We start from the raw sequence: 25,629 nt of genomic DNA, 5'->3' as shown, positions 1-25,629 counted from the left end.
TTCCATGATTATATATAGCTTTTCTATTTCTTTAATACTTCAACGTTTACTAAATTTCTCGGTATTTCGCCTTTCAAACCTGCAACCAAATTTTCCGCAAGCCATAATAGCCATTTTGTTCTTGTCTTAAATACTGGCGCTGGCAATATTCGGTAGTACTATGACATTATCAAGTTTTAATAGCGGATTATCACTGCTAGGAGGCCTCCGGGTTCATTACAATCCAACCCTGCTGCATAAATTTTTCTTATTGACCAATGCTTCATATAATGCATCTTCATCTACAACCGGGCCTCTAGCCGTATTAATTAGTATTGCCGGTTTTTTCATCAGACTTAATGTATTTTTATTGATAAGATGTTTAGTATCAGAAGTTAATGGCACATGAAGGCTAACAAAATCCGATTCCTTTAATAACTGTTCTAAATCTACATATTTTATTCCAAGCTCTTTTTCGGCTTCTTCTTTTCTATGGGTACTATAATATATTACGTTCATGTCAAAGCCTTTTGCTCTCTTAGCAACGGCATATCCGATTCTTCCTAAACCTATCAATCCCAGTGTAGCACCATATAAATCCTGTCCAGCATAAGCATAGGCCCCCAGGTTTTCCACCGGCCTACTCTGACATATTTGTCTGCTTCCACTAATCTCCTTGCCGAAGCCATCATGAGAGCAAAGGTTAAATCTGCTGTGGTTTCTGTTAGAACCCCAGGTGTATTTGTTACCATAATTCCACGCCTGGTTGCTTCTTTAAGATCTATGTTATCAAAACCTACGGCATAATTGCTGACGACTTTTAATTTCTTTGCTTTCTCCATGAGCTCAGCATCAATCTTATCGGTAAGAAGAGATACCAGACCATCAACCCATTCAATTTCCCCAAGAAGCACTTCTCTTGATGGCGGCATTTCATCTTCCCAGATCTTCATATCTGCAACTTCCTTTATGATATTTAATCCTTCTTCAGGAATCTGCCTAGTAACATATACTTTCGGCCTCAATTTTTTGACCTCCTTGCGTTGGGGACATTCCTCCGCCTCCCCCAGACACCTGCCCAAGAAAAGGAGGTGTATCCCCTAACCTATTATGTCCCCTAACCTAGTGTATCAGCACTTTTATAACAGCTTTTTAACAAACTGTGGTTCTTTATAAGCTATACATGGCATATGAGCATCCTCCGGAGCAAAAATGGCAAAATATCCCTCAGATATTGTAAAGAAATCCCCGGATCCCTTTAAAAATACAATATCTTTAGTTTTATCATATTCATTAAATGGTCTTAACTTATTAACATTAGCATACCCTACGGTTTCTTTACCTTGCATAATATACTGAATATCTACATATCTCCGATGAGCTTCCCATTTTCCTTCATTGATGGGTTTTGTTTTATAATTTGTATCATCAAATATAGATGTTCACCATCGATCTCATATTTACCTACATCTAATTTTGTTAGATCATTATCTTTGATATATTTTAAACCCATGAGCTATTCCATCGTTAATCTTTAAATAAAAATCTATATTTTTTATATTGTCGACAATCATGCTTATTACCTCTTTAATTATTTATTAATTATTTATTAAATTTCGCTTTACCATATAGATTGGCGAAAATAAAACGAATACTATATAAATATTTCTATATACAATTTATACCGTCAGATTTTAATAAAGACGTTAAATCATTAACTCCTTTGATTCCATTATCAATGATTAATCCTACTTCTGTATTCCACATCAAAAGCCTCATACCTTTTGGGCCCATTTTTTCAATGTTTTTTATATCCCCGAAATGAACTCCGGAAATTATATCGTGTTTCTTTGATACCTCGATAACTTTATCAAAAGCCTGTAATATTATCGGATTGTCAAACTGTCCCAGTATGCCATAGGACTGAGATAAGTCATTTGGGCCTATCAAAGCAGCATCTATTCCTTCAACTGAGAGTATTTCATCTAGATTCTCTATAGCTTCTTTTGTTTCTATCTGAAGTATTATCATTACTTCATCGTTTTCCTTTTTTGTTTGTTCCGGATCACTTTTAGTTATATAATTATTATGGGGTTTAGTATGAGATATGCCTCTTTTACCCTGGGGTGCATAACGAGCTTCCTCGACTACTCTTTTTACGTCTTCCACAGTTTTTATTTGAGGGATTAATAGTCCCATTGCACCAGCTTCTAAAGGTTTAGATATTGTATCCTTTCGTATTTCCGGAACTCTGACCATAGGGATAATTCCCGAGCCTTTTGCTACAGATATAATACTTGCCACACTTTCATCGTTGAATGATCCATGCTCACAGTCTATTATAAAATACTTAAAACCACATGCCGCAAGTATTTTCGCTATATTAGGAGTTGTCATTTCTTCGATCATTATTCCTATTAATGCTTCACCATTTTTCATTGCTTGCTTTATTTGAAACATAAAAAGGACCACCTTTCAATTTTATTTTGTATGAAAATATAATATAATGTTTTCACATTTGTTGTTGCCATTTTTGTAGCGTTAAAATCTAACTAACAATAACAATCACTTATTTTTTGAAAAGAAGTTATAAATACCTTCTATAATTAACATCCCAACTGCCGCACCTGAGTCCGGATGACCTATTGACTTTTCGCCATAATAAGCAGCTCTGCCATGCTTTGATATCATCGATTCGGGTTTTTTGAAACCATCTTTTGCCGCTCCTAGTGCTCTTTCAAAAGCTGCATCTATAGTTATATTATCTTTCATTGCTTTATCCAGTTCAAGGACCGCTGGGTAAAGTGAATCTAATATAGTTTTGTCACCTATTTCCGATTTACCCTCTTTGCTTGATACCATCTACAGCGGCATAACCCATATCTACTATTTCTTTTAATCCAATCTCTGTAATCCTTTAACAGTTTTACCCGCTCTCATCATAGCAGTGGGCTAAAAGGGTTCCAAGCGTGGAGGAGCCACATTTGACATAACCATGCCCATTTTTGCAATAATATTTCCTATGTCATTGTCGCTTGTATTGTTGATTTCTTTGACTATCGCATCAAAGCCTACAGTCATAGTAAGACCTAAATCTCCATCTCCCATAGCGGCATCAAGGTTTATGAGAAAATCCTTATTTTCGTCTATTACCTTTTTTATTTCTCCATAAATTTGTTTGACTTCTGATATGGTTAGTTTATCCATTTGATTACCTCCTACACTTGAACAAAGAATGGTGTGTTCACAGGTTTATCAAGCAAAGCTTTTAATTCTTCGTCAAGTTTCATAAGGGTTATCGACATCCCCGCCATTTCCATAGATGTAGCAAACTCTCCTATATAAGGATGGTATACTTTTATACCGGACTGCTGTAATATCGCATGCGCCTTTCTATATGCTATATAAAGTTCTTCCTTGGGAGTTGCACCAAGGCCGTTAATAAGGACGGAAACCTCATCGCCATTTTTATATGGCAGGTCTTCTAGAATATTTTTCATAAGAATTTCTACTATTTCATCTGCAGTTTTAAGTTTCCCTCTGCTGATCCCCGGTTCGCCATGAATCCCCATACCTATTTCCATTTCATCGTCATTGATTTCAAATGTTGGCTTTCCTACAGATGGTATGGTACAAGGCGAAAGCGCTACCCCCATGCTCCTTGTCCCGGCTAAAGCTTTTTCAGTAACTCTCTTTACCTCTTCAAGAGGTTTAAGTTCATCGGCACAGGCAACCGGCTATCTTATATGCATAAAATAATCCTGCAATCCCCCTTCTCTTTTTTTCATTTCCTTTGGGAGCTGAAGCCACATCATCTGCAACTACTATTGATTCAACTTTGATATCTTCGAATTCCGCCATCTCAGCAGCCATATCAAAATTCATAACGTCTCCGCCATAATTCCATATATATAGAGAACACCTTTACCGCTATTAATTGCTTTTGTTTACCTCCAGCATTTGTTGTGCACTTGGCGATGCAAATATATTCCCAACAGCACATCCGTCCAGCATTCCCTTTCCCACATAACCTAAAAATACAGGAAGATGTCCTGAACCGCCACCCGTTGCCAGACCGACTTTATCTTTCACTGGGGCATCAGCCCTTACTATAGATCTTAAATCTTTTGTAACGGATTTTAATTGATCCGGGTGAGCAGCAAGTATGCCCTCTAACATTTCATTTACAAAATTATCGGGGATTATTGATAATCTTTTTCATATATATAACCTCCATTATGAAATTGTTAATACCAATCATATTTCCTAACTATCTCTCAATCGTTCCATTTCTCTCCTTAGACGAATTAATTCATTGATTTCTAAACCGATATCAAATTTATTTCTACATCCATCAATAATGACTTTTTCATAAGATTGAACTTTTCTACATGCTTCAGCCAGTTTAGGAGCGATTTCGTGTGGTATCAAGATTACACCGTGCTTATCGGCGTGTAGTAAGTCTCCGGGCTTTACAGTCAACCCGCCCACATTGACAGGGCAATTAATTTCTTCTATGTGGTCATATGCATGTGATACAAGGACACAACCGGCAAAAAATCTAAAACCTATCTCCTTAACTCCATCTAAATCTCTTACTCCTCCGTTTGTAATAACTCCCACACATCCTAAAGCTTTATGTATAGAAGTCTGAATATCACCCCAAAAGGAGCCGATAGGCGAAGGATCGATATCTTTGAATCACAGATATCGTAGGTGATGGAGTTTCTTTTACCTTTTCATAATACTTTATTAAAAGTTTATTTTGTTCGCTTGTAGGGGGCTTCCTCGCCGACATTTTTGCCGTAACGGCATACCCAATAATTGGTTTATCATAGGGTATAATACACCTAATCTCGGGATCCATAAAACCTTGTGTTCTTAGACGAATATTAAATAACTCAATCGCATTGGATATAGTAGGTGTATCGAACTGCCTTAATTCTTCCAACTGTTCATGAGTCAAGATTTTCACAAAAATCCCCTTCTTATCACTAAAATTAATTGAAAGTTAGTTTTTACTGTATCTGTTTTGAAAGTTTTCTTTCCTTAGATAAGATGTTATAGGTTGATAGGTAAGGGACAAGATCGTAAGTATCAGTTAAAATTAATGATATTGGCCTTGTAAAAAATATAAGGTGATTGCCCATGGATAGTGCAAGACTTCTTCTAAAGTTAGACTCAACGATGGGGCCTAACAATAAGGCTAATATAAATGGACCTACCGGAATATCCATTCGTTTTGCTATAAATCCTAGAATTCCTGCCAGAATCATCACCATAACATCAAAAGGTGAATTGTTTATTGCAAACGAACCCAGTATACAAAAACCTACAACCAAAATCCATATAATCTCATCTTTTACATATAAAATATACGAACTTAATCTCGATGTGAGCAAGCCTAAAACAAGGATTGTAAGATTTCCTACAATTAAAAGCGCCATAATATTATATACAAAGTCGGCATGGTCTAAAACATTTGAGGGTCCCGGTTGCATACCGTACATCATCAAAGAACCTATTAAAACCGCTGTGACAGCAATCACCGGGTATCCCTAATGTCATCATTGTAGTCATAGCACCACCTATCACTCCATTATTTGCGAGCGAAGTAACAGAAAGTCCCTCAATGCTTCCTTCCCCAAACTCTTCCGGATGTTTCGACATTTGTTTAGCTTGCTGCCAGCATACTATAGAAGCAATATCTCCGCCTGTACCGGGTATAGCACCGATAATTACACTTATTATAGAAGATATGGCACACGGTAAAGCAGTTATTTTAAACTCTTTAAATGTCGGGAATATCCTGCCGAGTTCTTTTGTCATTGCTACTATCTTTTTAGTGCCTCTTTTTTCCGTTATCTGAAATAATACTTCCCCAATACCGAACATGCCGATCATTGCCGCCACAAATGGTATACCATTCATCATATTTACATTATGAAATGTGAACCTTGGTATAGAAAACATAGGATCAAGTCCTATTGTTGAAAAAAGTAAGCCCAGTACTCCTATAATTAAACCTTTAACTAATTGTTTTCCTGATACACTTATCATCATGGAAAGGCCAAATATCCCTAATGCGAAGTATTCTGGAGGCCCGAATTTCAGTGCGAAGTTTGCAATAGGAAATGCGGCTAAAATTAAAAATATAGTACTTATTAAACCGCCGGCAACCGAATATATGGTATTTATCCCTAAAGCAAGACCTATCTTACCCTTTTGAACCAATTTATAACCATCGAAGGTTTGAGCTATGGAAGCTGGTGTCCCCGGAGTGTTTATCAAAATTGCTGAAATACCCCCTGCCCAGATGGCAGAGTTATATATCCCCAGAAGCACCGCAAGCCCTTGAGCAGGTTGCAACCAGAATGTCAAAGGCGTTAATATAGCAACACCCATTGTTGCAGAAAGCCCGGGAAGTCCACCAATAATCATTCCAACAACGACTCCGAGTAGATTATAAATAAGAATGTCGGGTCTCAGCACTTGTGCTATAGCGTGTAAGAGCACCTTTATTAACCTCCCTTATCTCAATTTCAACATAACCTGCAGCAGATTATTAAAAACATAATAAGTACCAAAACTAAATAAAATAGATAAAATAATGTTGTTTTTGATGCTTAGTTTATATGCATAACCCAATCCGAAGGTTAATACTAAACAGGCAATAATATACGTAGTGAAATACCATAAGGCAAAAAATACAGCAATAACAACTATAGTCATAACTAACATTTTTTTGGTATCATTACTCCAGTGCTTTATATCAAAATATACATTTTTATTTTTGAAGCCCTGGTAAATCAGGATAATACTTAAAACAAGTAGCAGTGAAGCAACTAATATAGGGAAGTAACCCGCTCCCGGCACGCCATCTGCAGTTCCGCCTGGAAATTTTAGTGATTGCGTAATCCAAAAAATACTCAATATCGCTGTGAATACGCCTAACACCACATCTCCGTTCACCATTTTTACTCCTTTCTTTCTATAACCTGCATGGGCTAATCGCCCATACAGGTTATAATTTCTTACTAAGACTACTTTTTAAGACCCATCGCGGGAATCTGCTTCATATAGAAATCAAATTGTTCATTTGCAAACTTCGTAAATTCATCCGAATTTTTATAGAACACCGAAAAACCTCTCTGTTTAGCTATCTCTTTTAACTTATCCGAATTAATGGCTTTTTCAAAGGCAGGATACAGTACATCTTTGACATTTTGAGGCAACCCTTTAGGTGCTGCAAATCCACCCCATGCCGAAACATTGACATCGTACCCTGCCTCTTTTAGAGTTGGGACATTTGGTAAATACTCAGATTTTTGGTCCGACATCACACCTAAAACCTTTAATTTTCCACTATCTACACCTGATTTTACTTCCATAACACTGACGGTTACCGCATCGATGTGCCCTCCCATAAGGGCTGCGATAGCAGGAGTAGCTCCGTCAAATGGCACATGATTAAATTTCACCCCTGCTGCTTTTTCAAGAGATGCAGCCGCAATATGCCATATTGAACCTGTGCCCGAATTACCTACTTTCACTTTCTCTGGATTTTTCTTAGCATAATCTATAAACTCTTGTAATGTCTTCCATGGGGCATCAGCCCTTACCGTGACTGTAGCTGGAGAAATGTTAGAGCTTCCGATAAGATCAAACGAGTTAGGTTCTATGTCGGCAAAACCCAATGCTTTAATCATCGTCAATTCTACAGGAACATATCCTATTGTGTAACCATCGGGTGCACTCGCTTGAACATATGACATCGCTACTGCGCCGGATGCACCTGGTTTATTTGAGCAAACCACAGGAACGCCCAATATCTTTTCTAACTCTCCTCCGACTGTCCTTGCTGTAGTATCGGATAACCCGCCAGGAGCCGCTTGAATGATAAGGTTTATCTGCTTAGCAGGATATTTCGTCGATCCTTTTTGCTCTTGTGTAGTAGATGTAGTAGACTGACCGTTATTACCGGTTTGCTTTGTACTTTGACCACAACCAGCTATTAAAACTATACTTATAATCAATAATATTATTAAAATTGATAATGCATTTTTCTTCATAAAACGCCCTCCATTTTATTTATAAATTTATTCGTTTTTCAAAATTTGTTTGCTAAATCTAATATCTCTTTCGGAGCAAATCTTTCTATTTCATTTGTAACAGATTTTACTTGAATATTAGAATGAATATTGGTATGTAAAAATCATATCTTTAAGATTTTCCTCCCTTTACCGCCAAGGTGAACATGTTATCCATATAACACCCCCTAAAAGCATTTTAATAGTTAATCACTCACCCCCTTATAAAAATTACATATACCTATCGATAAAGGGCTTGATTTTCGATTCTAATTCTTCCAGCTGTACTTTATTCAAATCAAGCAAGGGTTTTCTAACATGGCCTACATCTATTCCTCTCAATTTTAGTGCGGATTTAAAATAAGCCATATTTGAGCCGTTTTTTAATATATTGGAGATATCGGTTGCTATTTTTTGTTGTCTTTTGGCTTCTTCCAGATTTTTTTCTTTAAATGCTTTATAAATAGCCACAAAAGGTTCTGGAAACGCACTAGCGTTTCCTGATACAACGCCATCGCAGCCCATACTTAAAATCGAATTGAATAACCTATCGGTCCCATGAACAACAGAAAAATTACCGTTATTTATCCTCAAATACTGACTTGTCCTTATAAAATCCGGGTAACTGTATTTTATTCCAACTACATTTGGAGCTCTTTTTATAATATTTTCGATTACATTTGGTTTAAGGTCATTAGCCGAACATTGCGGAATGTTATAAAGGTAAACAGGAAAGTCATCTGGTACGCTATTGGCGACCGAGACAAAATATTCTTCCATTTCTCTATCATCAACAGAAAAAAATGTTGGTGTTACAACACCGATGCCATCCGCGCCTATTTCAGAAGCATGTTTTGCAAGTTTTATCGTGTCTTCCTGTCTCATGGCACCGATATGTATATATACTGTAACTCTTCCGGCTGCATGTTCTACTACTGTTTCAGCCACCCTTTTTCTTTCTTCAATAGTCAAGAGATGCATCTCTCCCGTTGTACCCAAAGGATATAAACAATTTACTCCCTTCTCAATTAAAAAATCGACATGTTTTTTTATGGCTTCATCCAATATCCGATCATTATCATCAATTGGTGTTACCATAGCTACTGTTACTCCATGAAGTTTTTTCATATACATCCTCCTGTTTTTTATGGTTTAATTGTTGCTGTTGAGATTATTTAAAATAATTTATTAAGTAAACGTTTTTACTTTTATAGGATTCGACACTCTTTTCTTTTGTCCTGCTAAAAATTAATTCTTTTTCATGATACCGCTATTTCTAGCAAAATAAGCCTATCCTAAAGTTTTTCTTGTTATTGTAATCGTTTACTTTTAAAATACAAAACTTTATTATGGAATTTTATTTATTCAAATGGTTTTGAACATGAATTTCTTATAATTATATCGGCTGGTATAATGATTTTTTGTGGTACCCAATGATTATAATTTTTAATTTTCTCTATCAACAATTCCGCTGCTTTTTTACCTATATCATATGCCATTTGATTTACCACTGTCAATGTAGGGTTTAAAATGTTATAATACTTAAAATCACCAAAAGCACAAATAGAGATATGGGACGGAATGGAAATATTCATCTCATTTAAAGCTGCTACTGCACCTAAAGCCATAAGGTTGTTAATAAAAAATATGGCTGTAGGCTTCAAGGGCTGTAACATCATCTCTTTTATTAAATCGTAGCCGCTTTTAAAGCTAAAATCTCCATACATAATGTAATTAGGATTTATTGGTATACTGTTCTGCTTTAATGCTTTAACATACCCTCTAAATCTTTCCATGCCTATGACAGAATTCTTATTACTTATTATAGCTATTCGTTTATGACCGAGAGATATTAAATAATTGATTATTTTAAACGAACCATTAAAATTATCATTTACCACCGCATCTATGACAGTATGTTGCCTTGTGTTACATACATCTCTATCAACCAGCACTACGGGTATACTTTTATTATTTATTTTTAATATTTTCTCTTCGTTTTTACCCACTGAAGCAATGACAATTCCATCAACCCTTTTTGATACCAATACATCAAGTATGTTATTCTCTTTATCACTATCTTCATCACTACATAAAATCAATGGTTCATATCCGTTTTCTAAAGCTTTATCACTTATGCCTTTAACCGTATCCATAAAAGATACATTTAATAAGTCAGGAACTACGATGCCTATAGTTTTTGTTATAGCTTTTTTAAGCTAATAGCGACACTATTGGGAATATAATCCAGTTCCTTAATGGCTTTATTAATCTTTTCACTAATTTTTTTACTCACATTTCCATTATTATTAATATATCTTGACACTGTGGCTATAGATACTCCAGCCTTCAAAGCCACATCTTTAATGGTTGCTCTTCTCATATCTTTCTCCCTTAAAATGAATACGTTTTCATATATTTATATTATTCGACAAATCTTTAAAAACTCCTTCTTTAAATACATATTTTTTTAATGACTTTTAGATTATTTCTCACTTTAAAGTTAAACTTGTTATCAGGCTTATATAACTTTAAAAAAGATTCTAGCTTAAATCTTTATTATTTTTCATAACGATCCTCTACCCTTGTTCAAAAAATTTAGCCCAATTTCCTTTGCTCGTATAACAGTTGACATTTCTACAGTATCATCATCAAGTATAATAATCTTTTCTTTGATGTCACATTCTTTTTCAAATAAATAGTAAAATGCCTTCCTTAAGTGATTGGGACCACCAATTACTATTGGATTATTTTTTTCTAGGTTACAAGCGTTACTATCTTTTATAGCGATTAAGTCTTGGCCTAATATTATACCAAGTAATACCAAGTAAAAAATTACTTTCTTGTTTCCATCCAGAGACGTAAATTGGCTAATTATCCTTGTAGAAAAGCATCCTCTGGTAAATCCCATCCTGTGCGATATTAATGCACCTTTTAAAATTTCTTCGGGTTCGATTTGAGTAACCAAGCTTTTAGGTACAGAGTCAGCCAAGATTGTATTAGTAACCAAAATGCTGAATATTTCACCTGCCATAGTGGTTAAACAGGTGGTAATTTGGTTTTTTTCATTTAGTTTAAGCACTTTTGTGTGTGTTCCCGGCAATATCAGTGTTAATGGACCGTTTAACGATTTTATCTTGAGAATGCCTGTTGCTTCAGTTTCCTCGTCACGCATTATATCCATTGTCTCTATATCTTCATCATTGTCTAAACCACTTTTATTTTTTATGCCTGGCACAAATAAGACTTGTTTATTAATTCAGGTATTGTTGCTAACCGACTTGCTTTAACAATTTTATCTATACCGGCTAGAGCAACTATATGGGGTATCTCATAGATCCCAACATCTGATGTTATCATGCCAGAGGCAACTATTATCTGTAGGTCCTCAAGTTTTAAATGAACTGATGATAAAGCTTCATGTATGGTATTTCGAAGGCCTTCAAAAAGTTCCTCTTTGCTTCCATTTATGGCGGTATTGCGCACGCCTAAAGATATAAAAGATTTTGCTATTATCTTATCATTTAGAATAATTCTAACCCTAGTAGATCGTTCGTAAAATAACATTGCACTTTAGGCAAATATGGTATATAATTCCCTTCAGAACATCGAAATGGAAGGATTATATATGTCGCGACGGGTTAGACCAAAAATACAATGGTCAAATGATGAACGCGAGATGTTGGAACAGCTTGCTAGATCTAGAGTAGAGCCTCATGCAAAAGTTTTACGGGCCAAAATATTACTTGGTTATTCTAACGGAAAAACGGTATCACAAATGGCTCGCGAGTTTAACGTTAGTAGGCCAAAAATAGAACGATGTATTTGATAAGGCTCTCGATCTCGGATTACAGAAGGCTCTTGTTGACTTGCCCCGCTCTGGACGACCTTTGCAGATTTCTTCTGAAGCAAAAGCCTGGGTAACTGAATTAGCTTGTAGGAAACCTCTCGACTTTGGATACCCTCATGAACTTTGGACCATACAACTACTGGCTGAACATGTCCGTAAGCACGCCAATAAATATGGTTTCCCCAGTCTGGCCAGAGCTGGTAAAAGTGTAATTCATGGCATTCTCGCAGAGCAGTCGCTACGACCGTGGAAGATTAATTATTATTTGGAACGAAGAGATCCTGATTTTGATGTCAAGAAAGCACATGTTCTAATGACTTATAAGGAAGCATCTTTGCAACAAGAACGTATCAAAAATGGAGAACCTGTTGAGAAGAAAGTAATCGTCTCAGTTGACGAGAAACCAGGCTGTCAGGTTTTAAAGAATACAGCAGATGATCGGTTGCCCGTTTAGGGTAAATATCCAGGTATGTCACGGGATCATGAGTATATCCGGTTAGGAACGGTATTGATACTGTCAGGGATAGACTTACAAACCGGTATAATTCATGGTTTGGTAAGAGAAAAGCATCGTGGTAAAGAGTTTATTGAACTTCTGAAGAAAATCGATAATTATTATCCGACAGACTGGGTTATAAAGATCATCTGCGATAACCACTCAGCCCATATTTCAAAAGAGACTCGAGCTTATCTAAAAGAACATCCTGGTCGCTTCGAGTTTATCTTTACCCCACAACACGCATCCTGGCTCAATATTATTGAGACATTATTTAGCAAGATGGCCCGAAGCGTGCTTCGTGGAATCAGAGCAAATTCAACAGAAGAATACTGTAAGCGAATCGAATCATATTGGGAACAGTTAAATCAGGAACCCGTCGTATTTCATTGGAGTTATGAAATTGAAAAAGTCGACCAAGAACTATCATCCATTTAATGGTTTAATGCAAACGTTACTTGCAGAACTGTCTACTAGGACCATGTCGGCACTGGCTTCAGCAAGACCAATAGCCATTCCTTGACCAAGGCCGATCCTTGCTCCGGTCACTGCAGCTATCTTTCCTTTTAAATTGAACATATGTAAACCCATAAATAAGACCTCTTTTCATCTATTCGTCAAAAATAAATTTTTTAAGGGCGCATGCTACCCCATCCTCATCATTAGTTGAGGTTACAAAATCGGCATGCTTTTTAACTTCATCGGAAGCATTGCCCATGGCAATGCCAAGTCCTGCATATTTTAACATATCTATATCATTATAGTTATCACCGATGTCGATAACCTGAGACCTTTCTATACCAAACCTTTTTATCAAAAAATCTACGGCCGTTTCCTTTGACGCAATTCTATGGTTTATTTCAAGGTATGTGGGCTTTGATTATTGCATCAAAGGCAACCCTTCTGTTTTAGATTTAGTTAATATTGCCATTTTTTTATTTCGGGTCCATTATCTCTTTTAAAAATAATTTGCGGATATCAGAATTCTTTAACATTTTTATCTGGAAAATCCGTTTTTGAACCACCCTGCACTAAAGTGCAGGGAATTATTTACGACTGAAAGTCGTAATTCAGGCTGAAACCAGCTTAAGAACTTGATTAAAAATCATACTATAGTTCTACAAAAATATCCTTCTGACCATAGATGTTGACCCCAATATCTCCTTCGTAACTCTGCAAATTCTTCTTGCATTATCTTTGATTATCTTCCCTTCAAATATTGCATTATTTTGCATGGTGCAAGTGTAGGTGGACATGATATTAGCATATGTACATGATCACTTCCTATGCCACCACGTATAATTTTTATTCCCCGAGCTTCACATCCTTGTCTTAATAGTTCCCTTAGTCTTTCAGCTATCTTTCCAGTAAATACTCTATACCTATATTTCGTTGTCCAAACCATATGATACTGTATATCATATACGGTATGATTTCCTCTTTTTAAAGCACCCATTCAGCATCACCCCTATCTTAGATTATACAGATGATACTGAAGTATCTGCAAGTCCTGAAAGGATTTACGGGCTGAAAGCCCGTGTGTTTAAACCAAGCACTTATTAACTAAAGAAGCTTTTGAAATGGCATTAAGCCTTCCGCCTTCCAGCCTCGGATCTATAAACGTACCAAGACCTACATGGCTTATGACTCCGGGCTTTTTCCCGGTTATAGCCCTTAATAGCTGTACCATCACTCCTTGGGGAAGTACATATCCTTCTACTTTGTTGTTTGCTACCATCTGGGAAAGCTTGGGCGCCCATGTCCAGTGGCTTCCAATAACGCGTTTTACCATGCCTTCATGAGCGAAATGATCACTACCCACTCCCCGCTTATTACCTATGCCACTCGAATGGCAAAGTATGAGATCTTTGGGATGCCCACTTTTTAAAAATTCCTGTTCTATAGCGGTAAGGATAGAACATGGTTCCCCTATTCCCTCCACCGGAACTTACAATCCATACTGTATCACCATCTTTTATAAGTTCAGCAGCTTTTTGTGCAGAAACGACTTTAGACATAAGACTATCCTTTTTCGTTCGTTATCTCTGAACTTTGTTCGTATTTTGTATTAAAAAATTTTATTTTTCTTTTTGATAACCTAGACGTTGAGAAATTAATAACGCAGCTTCCTTAACAGCTAGACCAAATTCTCTTACCATATCATGAGTTACCCGGGATGTCGGACCTCCAAGACTTATACCTGCTATGGCCCTACCATTTTTATTTTTAATCGATGCACCGGCTCCCCGCACTCCTAGGTCAAGCTCTTCATCATCTATGGAGTATCCTTGCTGGCGGATCAATTTTAAATGTTCTTTAAGTAAAACAATATTTGAGATGCTTCTAGGTGTTGGTGTTACTAAGGTTTTGTTGCTATAAATCTTATCGATTACATCTTCCGGCAAATCGGCCAGCATTGCTTTTCCGGTCGCAGCACAATGAGCTTGAACTCTCTTACCTATACGGCTGGTATATCTGATAGATGTTGGTGCCTCAATTAAATCAATATAAACAACATCTGTTCCATCTAATATGGAAAGTTGAACTGTCTCTGAGTATTTCTCAACAAGGTCTCTCATTATAGGAACGGCCTCTCGTCTTAGGTCGAGTCTCTGATTAAATAGCTCCCCCAGCTCCAGAAGCCTAATACCCAAACGATATTTGCCATTATCGGGGTCCTGTTCCAAATAATGATGAGTTTCTAAAGTAGCAACCAGGCCATAAACCGTACTTTTTGCAAGGTCCATTCGTTCCGCTATCTGGGTTAAACCCAGTGAGGATTCTTCACGAAATAATTCTAAAATGCGCAAAGCCCTATCAACACTTTGAATTATTGCTTTATCTTGTTTCATCAAACATTATTCCTTTCGTTATTGTAGAACATTGTTCATATATTTTATGAATAATATATTCGACGTCAATTTATAAAATCCTGCTTTAACTTTAAATTTTTATTAAAATTTTTATTTTAACAGGTATTTCTTCTGTTATCTTAAAACACCAAAGTTAAATTTCCTGCATATAAGAAAATAATTTCACCACTGAAAGGATTTTTAAAACACATAACGAATATATATACAAAACTTATATACCGGGATTCAAAAATACAGTAATGATAGTAAAGCTGCTAATATTTTGATTTGAAGGGAGGGATTTAATGAAAATAGTCATTAAAGGCGGCAGGGTTATTGATCCGGAAACATCATTTGACAGGATAACGGATATAACCGTATCCGACGGAAAAATTTCACGCATCGGCGACACATCCGAGACAGCAGATTGTGCGATTAATGCTGAAGGCAAAGTTGTATGCCCGGGTTTTATCGACATCCACATGCATGAAGATAGAATAACCTCGCAAGATACCCATAAAATATTTAAGACCCGGGCCCTGGAATGCATGCTGAACATGGGTGTCACGACGGCGGTGGGAGGCAACTGCGGAGAAAGTCCCGAAGACTTCGGGCAGTATGCCGGGATGCTTGAAAGAGCAGGAATGCCGGTAAATTTCTGCTGTTTCATGGGCCATAAAACCCTGAGAGAACTGGTGGACCTTAATGATCCGTATATTCCCGCATCTGACAGGCATATAGAAGAAATGAAGTCATTATTGAAAAAAGCCCTGCAGGATGGAGTCGTCGGCATTTCCTTCGGCCTGGAATATACTCCCGGAGCTTCCACCGAAGAAATCATAGCTTTGGGGAATGTCCTTCACGGATTTGAAAACCGCCTCATGGCAGCCCATTATCGTTATGATGCGGACAGGGGAATAGAGGCCCTTCAGGAGTTAATTGACATATCCGGTGAAAACCATCTCCCCATGCAAATATCCCATCTGGGAAGCTGCTGCGCTTTCGGCAATATGAAAGAAGGATTGGCGCTTATCGACAATGCAAAACGGCGGGGAATAGACGTGGAAGCCGACTGCTACCCTTATGCCGCCTTTAGTACCACCATAGGCTCGCCGGTCTTTGATCCCGGCTGTTTTGAAAGGTGGAAGAGCAGTTATGGTGCCGTTCTGGTAGCGGAGGGAAAATACAGGGGATATTACTGCGATGAATACATTTTTGAGGACCTGAGAAAACACTATCCCGAAACTATTGTGGTGGCATTTGTAATGAACCAAAACGAAGTCATGGAAGCCATACAGCATCCCGGTATAATGGTGGCCAGCGACGGTTACATCCATGACGGCCAGGGCCATCCCCGGGTGGCCGGTACTTTTCCAAAAGTGCTGGGCCGATTCGTAAGAGAAGAAAAGACGCTGGACTTAATTGAAGCCCTTTCTAAAATGACCATTCTGCCTGCAAAGAGGCTAAATTTTTCCAAAAAAGGCAGGATTCAGGAAGGATGCGATGCGGACATTGTCATATTTGACCCAGAACAAATCATAGATAGGGCCACTTTCGAAAAGCCTCTGGAATCACCTTCAGGAATCGAATGGGTTATCGTCAATGGCGAAGTCGCACTGCAAAAAAGTCATCCCGTTAATAATCAAAATGGAAAAATAATAAGATTTGGAGGAGCATAAAATGGCAACCAACGAAAACAAGCCCAAATACAGCTTTAAAATCCCCCATACTTTCGTAATCATGTTTACCATAATAGTTCTTGCCGCCATTTTTACATGGATAATTCCCGCGGGCCAGTATGACAGGGTGGAAAATCCCACAACCCACAAGGTGACCGTGGTACCCGGCTCATTTAAGTTTATAGAATCTACTCCCGTAGGATTCTTCAGCACTTTTGTGGCGGTTCAAAAGGGAATGGTGGATGCGGCGCCAATCATCTTCTTTATTTTTATCGTATATGCCTCATTTTATATTGTCATTAAGACCGGAACGCTGAACAACGCCATCGCCCATGCCATCAGAAAAATGAAAGGCAAAGAGCAGTTAATGATCCCGATTTCCATGTACATATTCGGCCTGGCGGGAGCCATATTCGGAATGTTTGAGGAGACCTTCGGATTTATTCCCATTCTTGTCTCTCTCGCCATCGCTCTCGGTTACGACGCCCTGGTGGGCATGTGCATGGTTTCTTTCGGGGTGGCTATGGGGTTTGCCGCAGCCTTTATGAACCCCTTTACCATCGGAGTCGCCCAGGGCATTGCAAATCTTCCGCTTTTTTCAGGCCTCGGTTTTAGAATTGTAAGCTTTTTAGTCTTCGAGACCCTTGCCGTGTGGTGGACCATGAGGTATGCTTCAAAGATAAAGAAAAACCCTGCGGCAAGTCTTGTAAAGGATATCGACTATTCTGCTTTCAAATTGAACCAGGATGATTTGAATGCAAAATTTACGGGTCGCCAGATGGTCATTCTGGGTATCGTCGGTTTGACCATAGTCATGCTGGTCTACGGTGTTTTAAAACTGGGATGGTATATCGATGAGCTCGCCGGCCTTTTCCTCATCATGGGCATAGTATGCGGCCTCATCGGCGGCTTTACTCCCAGCAAAATAGCCGAATACTTTATTGAAGGCTGTAAGGATATGGTATTCGGAGCCTTTGCGGTGGGTCTCGGACGTGGCATCCTGATGGTGATGAATCAGGGCCATATTACCGATACCGTTGTATTTGCACTGTCACAGCCCCTTTCCCTCTTTCCGAAATGGGTGGCCGCCGAAGGCATGCTTTTCGTCCAGACGCTGATTAATTTTCTGATACCTTCCGGCAGCGGCCAGGCAGCCGTCACCATGCCCATCATGGCGCCTCTTTCCGATGTGCTGCATATCACCCGGCAGACTGCGGTGCTGGCTTTCCAGTACGGCGACGGCTTCTCCAATGTTTTCTGGCCCACGACTCTTCTGCCGGTCATATGCAGCATAGCCAAAATTCCCCTCGATCGCTGGTGGAAATTCTTCACGCCTTTCTTTTTCCTGATATTTATTGTCCAGATGATTTTCATCGCCGTGGCAGTGGCCATAAATTTGGGACCATTTTGATTCTCACAAAAAAGCCTTCGGAATAAACCGAGGGCTTTTTATTTCAGTGCAAATTTAGGTTTTTCAAAACCTGTATCATAGTTTTCCCTATAAGGTCCCAAACAAATTTCTCTTTTACTCATAATATACGGTTACCTTTAATCTGCGGTGGAAACGCTTTAATATTTTTGTGAAACTTACACCAAAGCAAAGATATAAGATTGCATTCCCGACGGCATGAAAACTGTCGAACCAGAAGCTCGCAAGGCAGGCGGCCATAAAGGACTTTATGCTGAGGGGCCTTATAAAAGCAGACCAGTACCACAGGTTCATAATCCATCCAAAAAAATATCCCCATAAAAAGCAAAAAACCGTCATCCCGGCCCTGCCGATGTCTGGAAATGTTCTTTTTAAGATGGCAGCCGAGGCCCCGGCCATCCCCCAGGCCAGCATCTGCCATATAGTCCAGGGTCCCTGGCCTAAAAAGAAGTTTGATACCAGTGCGGCGGTGGCTCCCACCACAAAACCCGCCCTCCAGCCCATGACCGAACCTGCCACGATGATTATAAAGGTAGCAGCCTGGATGTTTGGCAGTGCGGCAAAGGCTATGCGCCCCATGGCGGCTACCGTTCCCAGGACTGCAGTAAGGGCCACCTCTTTAGAAGAGACATGACTCTTCTCAAAGCTAAGATACATGAGACTTAAAAATATGATGGCGATAATAATAGAGAACATACTCTCAATCCATTCCTGTATATAATTTATTTTTTCAATTCAAGAACCGTCCCTGAATTGAAATGCGGTTCTAAAGCTTTTACGGCTTCATCAACGGTTAAGACTCCTTCGACATATCCCTTGCAGAGCCTTGCCATCTGAGTAGAGTAGAAAAAGGAATTCCCCAGCACTTCATGCACCGACCCGTCGCTTACTATTTTTCCGTCATACATTAAAACTACCCTTTGAGAATACTCCGCGGCAAATTCCACATCATGGGTGACCATGACTACACCCACACCCTTTTGGCAAAGCTTGCTTAGATATCGACCCAGATCCGTCTTGAACACATAGTCCATGCCTCGGGTGGGTTCATCCAGCAAAAGTAGTACGGGGTCGGTCACCAGGATAGAAGCTAAAGCGACTCTTTGCCGTTCACCGCTGCTTAAATCCCTGGGGTTTACCTTCTTATATTCTTTCAGGTTTAACCTCTCTAAGAGCTCGTCAACTTTGCCGTTATCGGGAAGACTGAAATTTTTTAGTGTAAATAAAAGTTCCTCCTCTACGGTATCCTGAAAGAGATAATCATTGGGGTTTTGAGAAAGATAAGCAACCTTGCCGCCTTTAAATTTATCCTGACTTTCGAAAGACTTTCCTAAAAGGATTGCGCTTCCCCGACCCGGTTTTAAAAGCCCCGCCATTACTTTCAAAAGCGTGGATTTTCCGGCTCCATTGGCTCCCATGACGGTTACCTGCTCACCGGCCTCTATTTTTAAATTTATATCTTTTAGCACTTCCCTGCCGTCAGGATAAGAAAACCAGACATTTTTTAATTCTAGTATAGAAGAGATTTCTTTCGATGAAGCATTTAACTTTGCATATTCCTTAAATCCTGCTACTGAAGGTTTCGGGGATGAAACAGTATCTTTATTAATTTCGGGCAAGGATTTATTCAGGATCTCTCTTCCCTCTTTTAATGTCACGGGGACTTTTAAAAATCCCACCCTGGCAAAAAAACGTGCTACCGGAGGTAAAAAGGGATTTTCCCAAAAAGGGTTCTTGCGGGCGATCTTTTCAGGGGAACCCATGGCTTTTATTTTGCCGTCTTCCATAATTACCACCCTGTCGGCCAGGTGAAAACATCTCTCCAATCGCTGTTCTACCAAAACTATAGTCATTCCCATGTCTTCATTTAGCCTTTTCGCAAGGTTTAAAAAATCTTCGGCAGCTGCTGGGTCAAGCTGAGATGTGGGTTCATCCAGGATGAGTACTTCAGGCTGCATAGCAAGCACCGAAGCTAGTGCAAGCTTTTGCTTTTGGCCGCCGGAAAGTTTTTGAGTGAATTCATTCTTGATTTCCGTAAGATCAAGAAAACTTGCAACTTCCGCTATGCGCCTTGTCATCTCCTGCCGGGAAAGTCCCAGGTTTTCAAGGCCGAAAGCTATCTCCGCCTCCACGCAGGTTTTTACCAGCTGCTTTTCGGGGTCTTGAAATACAATGCCCACGAGCCTTGCAAGCTTACGCTTATCCAGGGTATGTATGTCCTGACCTTTAAAAAAAATCTTGCCGCTAAAATATCCGCCGTAAAAATCAGGTATCAGGCCTGCCATAGCCCGAGCCAAAGTGGATTTGCCCGAACCCGACCCACCGGTTATGAGCAAAAACTCCCCTTCTTCTACGGTAAGGTCTATGTTCTTCAAAGAAGGAACTTTCCTTTCGGGGTAGATATAATTTAGATTTTGGAACTGAAATGCGGGCAATGCAGCCACCCCCAGTTTAAAATTAACGGAACCAAAAGTAACACAAGAATGATAGCCAGCATCCACACAGTATCGGGTCCCTTTATAATCTGCCCGGTCCGAGGGTAAAATTCAAAAACGATAAAACCTTTTATTTGGCCGTATATGCTAAAAAGAAGAGCCATGAGGCTTGAAGCAAGGCACAGGGTATCCCGGGGCCTAAACAAATCTTTATAATAACAAGTCCTTTTACCGCTGCCGTAAGCCCTGGCTTGCATGGCCTCGGCCATCTCCATGGAATCTTCCAGAGAAGACAAAACCAAAATGTTTATTAAACCGGTATATTTTTTAAGCCTCTCTTTTAGAGTCCCTGTCTCAAAATCCACTCCCCTTACCACCTGGACCTCCTTGATGTTTGCCAGTTGCTTTATCATGGCCGGAAACATCCTGGTGGCAATGGACAAAATCAGGGCGGATTTAAAAGTAACTCTGGAAAAAATATTTAATATCTTATCAGGATGTATCATGATATTATAAAGGCAGAATATGCTTACTACATCCAAAAGCCGTATGCTCATGACCAGGCTGAAAAAGATGGATTCAAGGGTTATGATTAGCCTTCCATATACGGGGATGGTAGGTCCCATCCACAATATGGTATCGCCCATCCTTGATATTAAAGGGTTTAATACTATTATGGGGATCATCATGTATATGATTCCCCTTAAATAAAATTCCCATATGGAAAATCCACCGACGGCCAGTATCGCAAGGCCGATGCAGATAAGTAGGCCTATGAGGTACAGGGGATTTGTAAACATGAGGGCAAGGATAAATATCACGCCCACATAAACAAGGGCAGAAACGGGATGCAGGGTCTGTAAAAACAGACCCTTTTCCTTGTAGAAAAAATCCTCGATCATACAAACTACCGCTTTCCTTATAATAATCTTATAATTTGTCCCATGTCGGCGACGGCTTATCCAGACCTTCACTGTACCACCAGATGACCTTGTCGCCGGCATTAAGCTCCTTGTCGGCAGCCCCTACCATGGGCACCTGGTCATTTACCTTGTACATCCAGCCCTGCATTCCTTCATTTTTCATATCCTCGATGCTTTTCACAAAACCATTGAAAGGAGAGCCTGCATCATATTTTAATCCTGTGGCTTCCAGAGCACCCAGGGGAGTAAACCCCCATCGGTTGTCTTTGGCAATGCTTACCGTCTTCGGTCCGAAGATGATTTTGCCGCCCTTACCGACCACTGCCACATCTACCTTGAGGGAACCGGAATCCTGTTGAGTGTTTGTGGTGTTATTATTTGCGACTGATTCTTGTTTACTTTCCCCGTCGGAAGGTTTTGCATTGCCGTCGTAAGCTTTTGCATTCCCTCCAGCCTTATTGTTTACCGAGGTCGCAACATTTCCAGCGTCGGATTTCTTCTCTTGCGGCCCCTGATTCTTGTCTGCGTTTGATTCATTTTCCTTTGCTATACTTTGAGAATTTTTTCTAGATGTAGCATCCGGGAGTTTACTACCTTCACTACTTTTCGGCACATCTAAAGATGTGTCCCCTGAAGCATCTCCGGGAGCACCTTTATCAGTATCCACTATTTGCGTCGGATTATTATTGTCAGGGGCTTTATAATGGGACAAGATCATAGGGCCGAACAAACCCAGCAGTAAAACCAACCCTATTAGCACATATACAGCCTTTTTCATATCATTCGCCAACTTTTATTTATTAATCGCTGGTCAATATCCTATAGATTATCACCGCACACTGGGCACGGCTTGCCGCATCGGCAGGCTTAAAAGTCCCGTCTTGAAATCCTTTCAAAAGGCCGTAAGATACGGCGGAATATACACTGTCTTTGCTCCAGGAGGAAATCTTATTTAAGTCTTTAAAATCATAAGCCTTATCGGCCGGGAGAAGCTTCAGCGCTCGGGTTAAAATCACCGCCATTTCCTGTCTGGTTATGGTGTTATTCGGCCTGAAAGTGCCGTCTTCATAGCCTGTTATGATGTTTTTGCCGGACACGGTCTGGATAGCGCCGGCATACCATACGTCGGCCTTTACATCTTTAAATACTGTATTACCGGCTATCTTTGTGTCGAGGTTCAGAGCCCTGGCCAGCATGCTCACAAATTCGGCCCGAGTAACCGCCCTTTGCGGCTCAAAGTGGGTGCCGTCGATGCCGTTCAATATGCCGGCTCCTGCCAGGAGTTCTATATTATCCTTTGCCCAGGCATGGGAATCATCGATATCTGCAAAATCCTTCCTGCTTTCCTTAGCTGCTACTGCAAAATCCGAAAAGTGCTTTACCCTGGCTATGACTATATTGTTGGAAACATCAACCACCGCCGGAACTGCCACCCATTTTCCGTTCTTTTCATCAAACCATACCATACTTATATTATCGGGATTTATAAGGGGTGTCGGAGCTATCTTCAGAGTAACGGTCACCGGTGTGTTAAAAGTTGTGCCGTCTGGACCAAAGCTATAAACATCGGTTACGGGTAGGAAACCTTGCGGCAATGCCTTTGCACCACTGGAATAACCTTGAGAGTTAAAACCTGTCTCTTTCACGGTGATTTTAACGTCCTTTTTCAATGCTCCTTCAGGTACGGCCAGGGCTACTTCTCCCTTTTCATCAGCGATGATCGCACCCTTATCTGATGCCACATCTTTCGAAACATTGACACTGTTATCCTTAAGCTGCTTTTTCAGGACTTTGATCTCATCCAGCGTCCACGATTTATCTCTTCCTACAACAACTACTGTTTTATTCCTTATTTCAGCCAGAGGTAAATTATCATCCTGCTTTATCCCGAGTTTTCTTTGGATATCTCCGAGCACATCCAGAGCTTCGCCCGAGGCCTGCAAAGATGTGGGAAGGCTATTGTTCTGTTCTTTTAAATCCTGGGGGACACTATCTTGAGAAAGTACAGCACCATTTTTGTCCAATAGACTCCCCCATGTAGGACCACTGGAGCTATAGTCAGTGCTGTACCACCAGATGACTTCATCCCCGTCTTCTACCGCCTTTTCAGAAGCTAATACTTTCGGCACCCTACCGTTGACTTTATACATCCATCCGTTCATGCCGCTGTTTGCCTGGCCTTCGACGCTCTTTACAAAACCGTCGTCATCTACATAGTCAAGGCCGGTCGCATCCAGAGCTCCCAGAGCCGTCAGACCCCATCTGTCGTCAGGTGATAATATTACGGTATCCGGTCCGAAAAGCAAATCACCGTCTTTGCCTACCACCGCTATGTCAACATTGATTTCCTGAAGTACCGGTACAGATGGAGTTGTTCCTCCGGAACCACCCTCGCCATCAATCACGAGAAATGCGCTTAAGGCTTCGGCAGCACCGAAAACATTCTTCATGGGGCCAAAACTTCCATCGACGTTCAGGGCGTTTTTCAGCATGTAGTCCACAGGTGAAAGCCCCTGGCTGTTTTTCCAGGAAGCCGGATCCTGCCCCAATTTCTTTAAGGTAATAATTACCTCCGATGTGTCCACCACCGGGTCATCAGGCCATGGTGCCGTAACATAGATGCTACCGTCGGATTGCTGAAACTTTTTGAGATAGGCAAGACCATTATCTATCGCACTTTTTATCTCACTGTCGCTATCTGCTCCCGGGAGGTAAGTCAATGCTCGTATGGCCTGGGCGGTGGACAAAAAGTCTGGGAAAAATGCATCGCCCCAGGTCTCTCCCCAGGCACCGGCCACATCCCCTGTTTTGCTCTGTTTTCCGAGGATATAGCTTTTGGCTTTCGCAGCATCGAGATCACCTATCTTGCCGGCTTCGCCCAGCGCAATATATGCCCACATATCGCTGTATACGCTGTTTTCAAAGCCTTTGTCGGTATGTTTTTTTATCAATAAATCCGCCAGTTTATTTATTCTGTCTGTCTCCTGCCATTTACTTAATGCCAAAAGGTCCAGGGCAACGGTTTTTGTATTTGGATAATATACATCGCCTGAAACCGTACCGATATCCCGGATGGCATCAACGGAAGCAATAATTTTTTGCTTTAATGTAGCACCCTGGTACACCCATTCTGTCGATGTAAGGTCCTCTCCTGCTGCCGTCAACACATAGGCGGCGTATCCGTCGATGTTTTCCCCTGCCTTGAACTTATCATTAATGAATCGCACAGCTTTATCTGCCAGTTCTGTTGAAGCGAGAGTCGCTGGATTTTCCGCAGCCTGGGCTTTTCCGGCCACAATAAAGGGCACAAATATACTTATTAAAAGGCATGTTGCAAGTATAATGGAAATCAATTGCCGGTTTATTCTCTTAAATGTCACGGAATTTCCCCCTTTGATTTTAATGTTACCGCCCACGGCGTCCTGTTTAAGGGAATTTGCAACTTATAAATTAAAAAGCGACCTTTACACCCCTCCTTTCAAAGGTTCTCCCTTATGGATGGGTGAAAAGACCGCCTTTACTCATCGGCTAACTTTGAAACCCTGCAAAATAAAAACCCCTGCTCCGAAAATCAGGGGGTATTGCCTTGCCCATCCTGCGTGGGAGCAATTTTACCACAGGCCTCAGGTCTCCTGGCTCAGGTTCAAAGTTTCCCCACGCCTTCCCGGATTTCCTCCAGTGGCATCATGTGGGGTCACTCCCCTTCACAGTGGCGCGACCGCACCGGAATCTCACCGGTTTCCCTTGGTTGCCTGCCTCTTTAATTTTACAAAAAATTGCTTGTAATTAAATCATAGTTTAAACAAATCCATATGTCAAGCGTCTATTAGGAATTAAAACATCAAAAACCTATCCTCATAATAAGCGCTTATTACTGAAGTGTCAAGGTATCTCGA

At 40.1% G+C, this 25,629-nt stretch carries 22 protein-coding genes, 7 pseudogenes and 1 riboswitch; of the genes and pseudogenes, 4 read left to right on the top strand and 25 right to left on the bottom strand.

The genetic code is table 11. The annotated features are described in order from the left end of the window. Nucleotides 1-23: 23 nt before the first annotated feature. From D2962_RS19440 to D2962_RS02575, 15 genes and pseudogenes are all read right to left on the bottom strand, one after another. Nucleotides 24-1,004: pseudogene (locus D2962_RS19440) on the bottom strand (2-hydroxyacid dehydrogenase). 114 nt (nt 1,005-1,118) lie between these two features. After that, the gene (locus D2962_RS02635; RefSeq protein ID WP_122014036.1) at nt 1,119-1,415 is read right to left on the bottom strand and encodes a NanQ anomerase/TabA/YiaL family protein; all 297 of its coding nucleotides are present in this window, start codon (nt 1,413-1,415) and stop codon (nt 1,119-1,121) included. Between the two features lie 232 nt (nt 1,416-1,647). Next, nucleotides 1,648-2,439: an HpcH/HpaI aldolase family protein gene (locus tag D2962_RS02630; protein ID WP_122014035.1), complete on the bottom strand. Its 792-nt coding sequence runs from the start codon at nt 2,437-2,439 to the stop codon at nt 1,648-1,650. 105 nt (nt 2,440-2,544) lie between these two features. Further along, nucleotides 2,545-3,087 (bottom strand): annotated as a pseudogene (locus D2962_RS18325) (dihydroxyacetone kinase subunit L). Nucleotides 3,088-3,197: 110 nt separating this feature from the next. Next, nucleotides 3,198-3,650, bottom strand: a pseudogene (locus D2962_RS19040) (dihydroxyacetone kinase subunit DhaK); the annotation flags it as partial. A gap of 46 nt (nt 3,651-3,696) precedes the next feature. After that, nucleotides 3,697-4,158: pseudogene (locus tag D2962_RS19035) on the bottom strand (dihydroxyacetone kinase subunit DhaK). Nucleotides 4,159-4,245: 87 nt separating this feature from the next. Next, nucleotides 4,246-4,602 carry an RraA family protein gene (locus D2962_RS02610; protein ID WP_245984868.1) on the bottom strand — a complete coding sequence of 119 codons (357 nt, stop codon included), beginning with the start codon at nt 4,600-4,602 and terminating at the stop codon, nt 4,246-4,248. Nucleotides 4,603-4,636: 34 nt separating this feature from the next. Next, nucleotides 4,637-4,954, bottom strand: coding sequence for an RraA family protein (locus D2962_RS02605; protein ID WP_122014031.1), 318 nt, complete (start codon nt 4,952-4,954; stop codon nt 4,637-4,639). A 43-nt stretch (nt 4,955-4,997) separates the two neighbouring features. Next, complete coding sequence (locus D2962_RS19030) at nt 4,998-5,480, bottom strand: tripartite tricarboxylate transporter permease (protein WP_281273722.1); 483 nt, start codon at nt 5,478-5,480, stop codon at nt 4,998-5,000. After that, nucleotides 5,431-6,495: a tripartite tricarboxylate transporter permease gene (locus D2962_RS19025; protein ID WP_222927641.1), complete on the bottom strand. Its 1,065-nt coding sequence runs from the start codon at nt 6,493-6,495 to the stop codon at nt 5,431-5,433. Before D2962_RS19025 ends, D2962_RS19030 begins: the two co-directional genes overlap by 50 nt. Before the next feature lie 15 nt (nt 6,496-6,510). After that, nucleotides 6,511-6,954, bottom strand: coding sequence for a tripartite tricarboxylate transporter TctB family protein (locus D2962_RS02595; protein ID WP_120766068.1), 444 nt, complete (start codon nt 6,952-6,954; stop codon nt 6,511-6,513). A 68-nt stretch (nt 6,955-7,022) separates the two neighbouring features. Further along, a complete protein-coding gene (locus D2962_RS02590) occupies nt 7,023-8,051 on the bottom strand; it encodes a tripartite tricarboxylate transporter substrate binding protein (protein WP_122014030.1) in 1,029 nt (342 codons plus the stop codon). A gap of 249 nt (nt 8,052-8,300) precedes the next feature. Beyond that, entirely contained in the window at nt 8,301-9,197 is an 897-nt protein-coding gene (locus D2962_RS02585; protein WP_120766066.1) for a dihydrodipicolinate synthase family protein, read from the bottom strand. Nucleotides 9,198-9,430: 233 nt separating this feature from the next. Further along, a pseudogene (locus D2962_RS02580) lies at nt 9,431-10,452 on the bottom strand (LacI family DNA-binding transcriptional regulator). A 183-nt stretch (nt 10,453-10,635) separates the two neighbouring features. Then, complete coding sequence (locus D2962_RS02575; RefSeq protein WP_122014029.1) at nt 10,636-11,328, bottom strand: 2-dehydro-3-deoxygalactonokinase; 693 nt, start codon at nt 11,326-11,328, stop codon at nt 10,636-10,638. A 610-nt stretch (nt 11,329-11,938) separates the two neighbouring features. Between D2962_RS02575 and D2962_RS17840 the strand changes: the two genes are divergently transcribed. After that, nucleotides 11,939-12,373 (top strand): helix-turn-helix domain-containing protein, encoded by a 435-nt coding sequence (locus tag D2962_RS17840; protein ID WP_162991071.1) that lies wholly within the window; start codon nt 11,939-11,941, stop codon nt 12,371-12,373. 15 nt (nt 12,374-12,388) lie between these two features. Beyond that, nucleotides 12,389-12,853 carry an IS630 family transposase gene (locus D2962_RS17835; RefSeq protein ID WP_122014026.1) on the top strand — a complete coding sequence of 155 codons (465 nt, stop codon included), beginning with the start codon at nt 12,389-12,391 and terminating at the stop codon, nt 12,851-12,853. Here the strand turns inward: D2962_RS17835 and D2962_RS17405 are convergent. The 5 genes and pseudogenes from D2962_RS17405 to D2962_RS02535 all read right to left on the bottom strand — a co-directional run bounded on the left by D2962_RS17405 (nt 12,842) and on the right by D2962_RS02535 (nt 15,267). After that, nucleotides 12,842-13,006, bottom strand: coding sequence for a hypothetical protein (locus D2962_RS17405; protein WP_162991070.1), 165 nt, complete (start codon nt 13,004-13,006; stop codon nt 12,842-12,844). The two genes, D2962_RS17835 and D2962_RS17405, sit on opposite strands and share 12 nt — an antisense overlap. 19 nt (nt 13,007-13,025) lie before the next feature. After that, a pseudogene (locus tag D2962_RS02555) lies at nt 13,026-13,283 on the bottom strand (HAD family hydrolase); the annotation flags it as partial. A gap of 243 nt (nt 13,284-13,526) precedes the next feature. Next, nucleotides 13,527-13,871 (bottom strand): annotated as a pseudogene (gene tnpA, locus D2962_RS02545) (IS200/IS605 family transposase); the annotation flags it as partial. A gap of 87 nt (nt 13,872-13,958) precedes the next feature. Further along, entirely contained in the window at nt 13,959-14,357 is a 399-nt protein-coding gene (locus D2962_RS02540) for a CoA-transferase (RefSeq protein ID WP_120766056.1), read from the bottom strand. 136 nt (nt 14,358-14,493) lie between these two features. Beyond that, entirely contained in the window at nt 14,494-15,267 is a 774-nt protein-coding gene (locus tag D2962_RS02535; protein WP_120766055.1) for an IclR family transcriptional regulator, read from the bottom strand. A gap of 305 nt (nt 15,268-15,572) precedes the next feature. Here D2962_RS02535 and D2962_RS02530 point away from each other — a divergent pair, with 305 nt between their 5' ends. Both D2962_RS02530 and D2962_RS02525 read left to right on the top strand, forming a co-directional pair. Beyond that, on the top strand, nt 15,573-16,946 hold the full coding sequence (locus tag D2962_RS02530; RefSeq protein ID WP_122014023.1) for an N-acyl-D-amino-acid deacylase family protein: 1,374 nt from the start codon (nt 15,573-15,575) through the stop codon (nt 16,944-16,946). 1 nt (nt 16,947) lies between these two features. After that, nucleotides 16,948-18,357 carry a YfcC family protein gene (locus D2962_RS02525; protein ID WP_122014022.1) on the top strand — a complete coding sequence of 470 codons (1,410 nt, stop codon included), beginning with the start codon at nt 16,948-16,950 and terminating at the stop codon, nt 18,355-18,357. Between the two features lie 114 nt (nt 18,358-18,471). On the opposite strand, the gene D2962_RS17400 is transcribed toward D2962_RS02525, so the two are convergent. Genes D2962_RS17400 through D2962_RS02500 form a run of 5 tightly spaced genes read right to left on the bottom strand, consistent with a single transcriptional unit; the run spans nt 18,472 to nt 25,113 of the window. After that, nucleotides 18,472-19,071: an ECF transporter S component gene (locus tag D2962_RS17400; protein ID WP_162991068.1), complete on the bottom strand. Its 600-nt coding sequence runs from the start codon at nt 19,069-19,071 to the stop codon at nt 18,472-18,474. 26 nt (nt 19,072-19,097) lie between these two features. Beyond that, on the bottom strand, nt 19,098-20,810 hold the full coding sequence (locus D2962_RS02515) for an ABC transporter ATP-binding protein (RefSeq protein ID WP_122014020.1): 1,713 nt from the start codon (nt 20,808-20,810) through the stop codon (nt 19,098-19,100). Continuing rightward, entirely contained in the window at nt 20,783-21,712 is a 930-nt protein-coding gene (locus D2962_RS02510) for an energy-coupling factor transporter transmembrane component T (protein ID WP_122014019.1), read from the bottom strand. The genes D2962_RS02515 and D2962_RS02510 overlap by 28 nt, the downstream gene beginning before the upstream one ends. A 28-nt stretch (nt 21,713-21,740) precedes the next feature. Next, nucleotides 21,741-22,511 (bottom strand): DUF4430 domain-containing protein, encoded by a 771-nt coding sequence (locus D2962_RS02505; protein ID WP_122014018.1) that lies wholly within the window; start codon nt 22,509-22,511, stop codon nt 21,741-21,743. A gap of 22 nt (nt 22,512-22,533) precedes the next feature. Beyond that, on the bottom strand, nt 22,534-25,113 hold the full coding sequence (locus tag D2962_RS02500; RefSeq protein ID WP_122014017.1) for an S-layer homology domain-containing protein: 2,580 nt from the start codon (nt 25,111-25,113) through the stop codon (nt 22,534-22,536). Nucleotides 25,114-25,338: 225 nt separating this feature from the next. Further along, nucleotides 25,339-25,529, bottom strand: a riboswitch (cobalamin riboswitch). Between the last annotated feature and the right edge of the window lie 100 nt (nt 25,530-25,629).

Source organism: Biomaibacter acetigenes (assembly GCF_003691585.1).
GTDB lineage: Bacteria > Bacillota > Thermosediminibacteria > Thermosediminibacterales > Tepidanaerobacteraceae > Biomaibacter > Biomaibacter acetigenes.
This window is presented reverse-complemented; position numbering and strand designations above follow the sequence as displayed.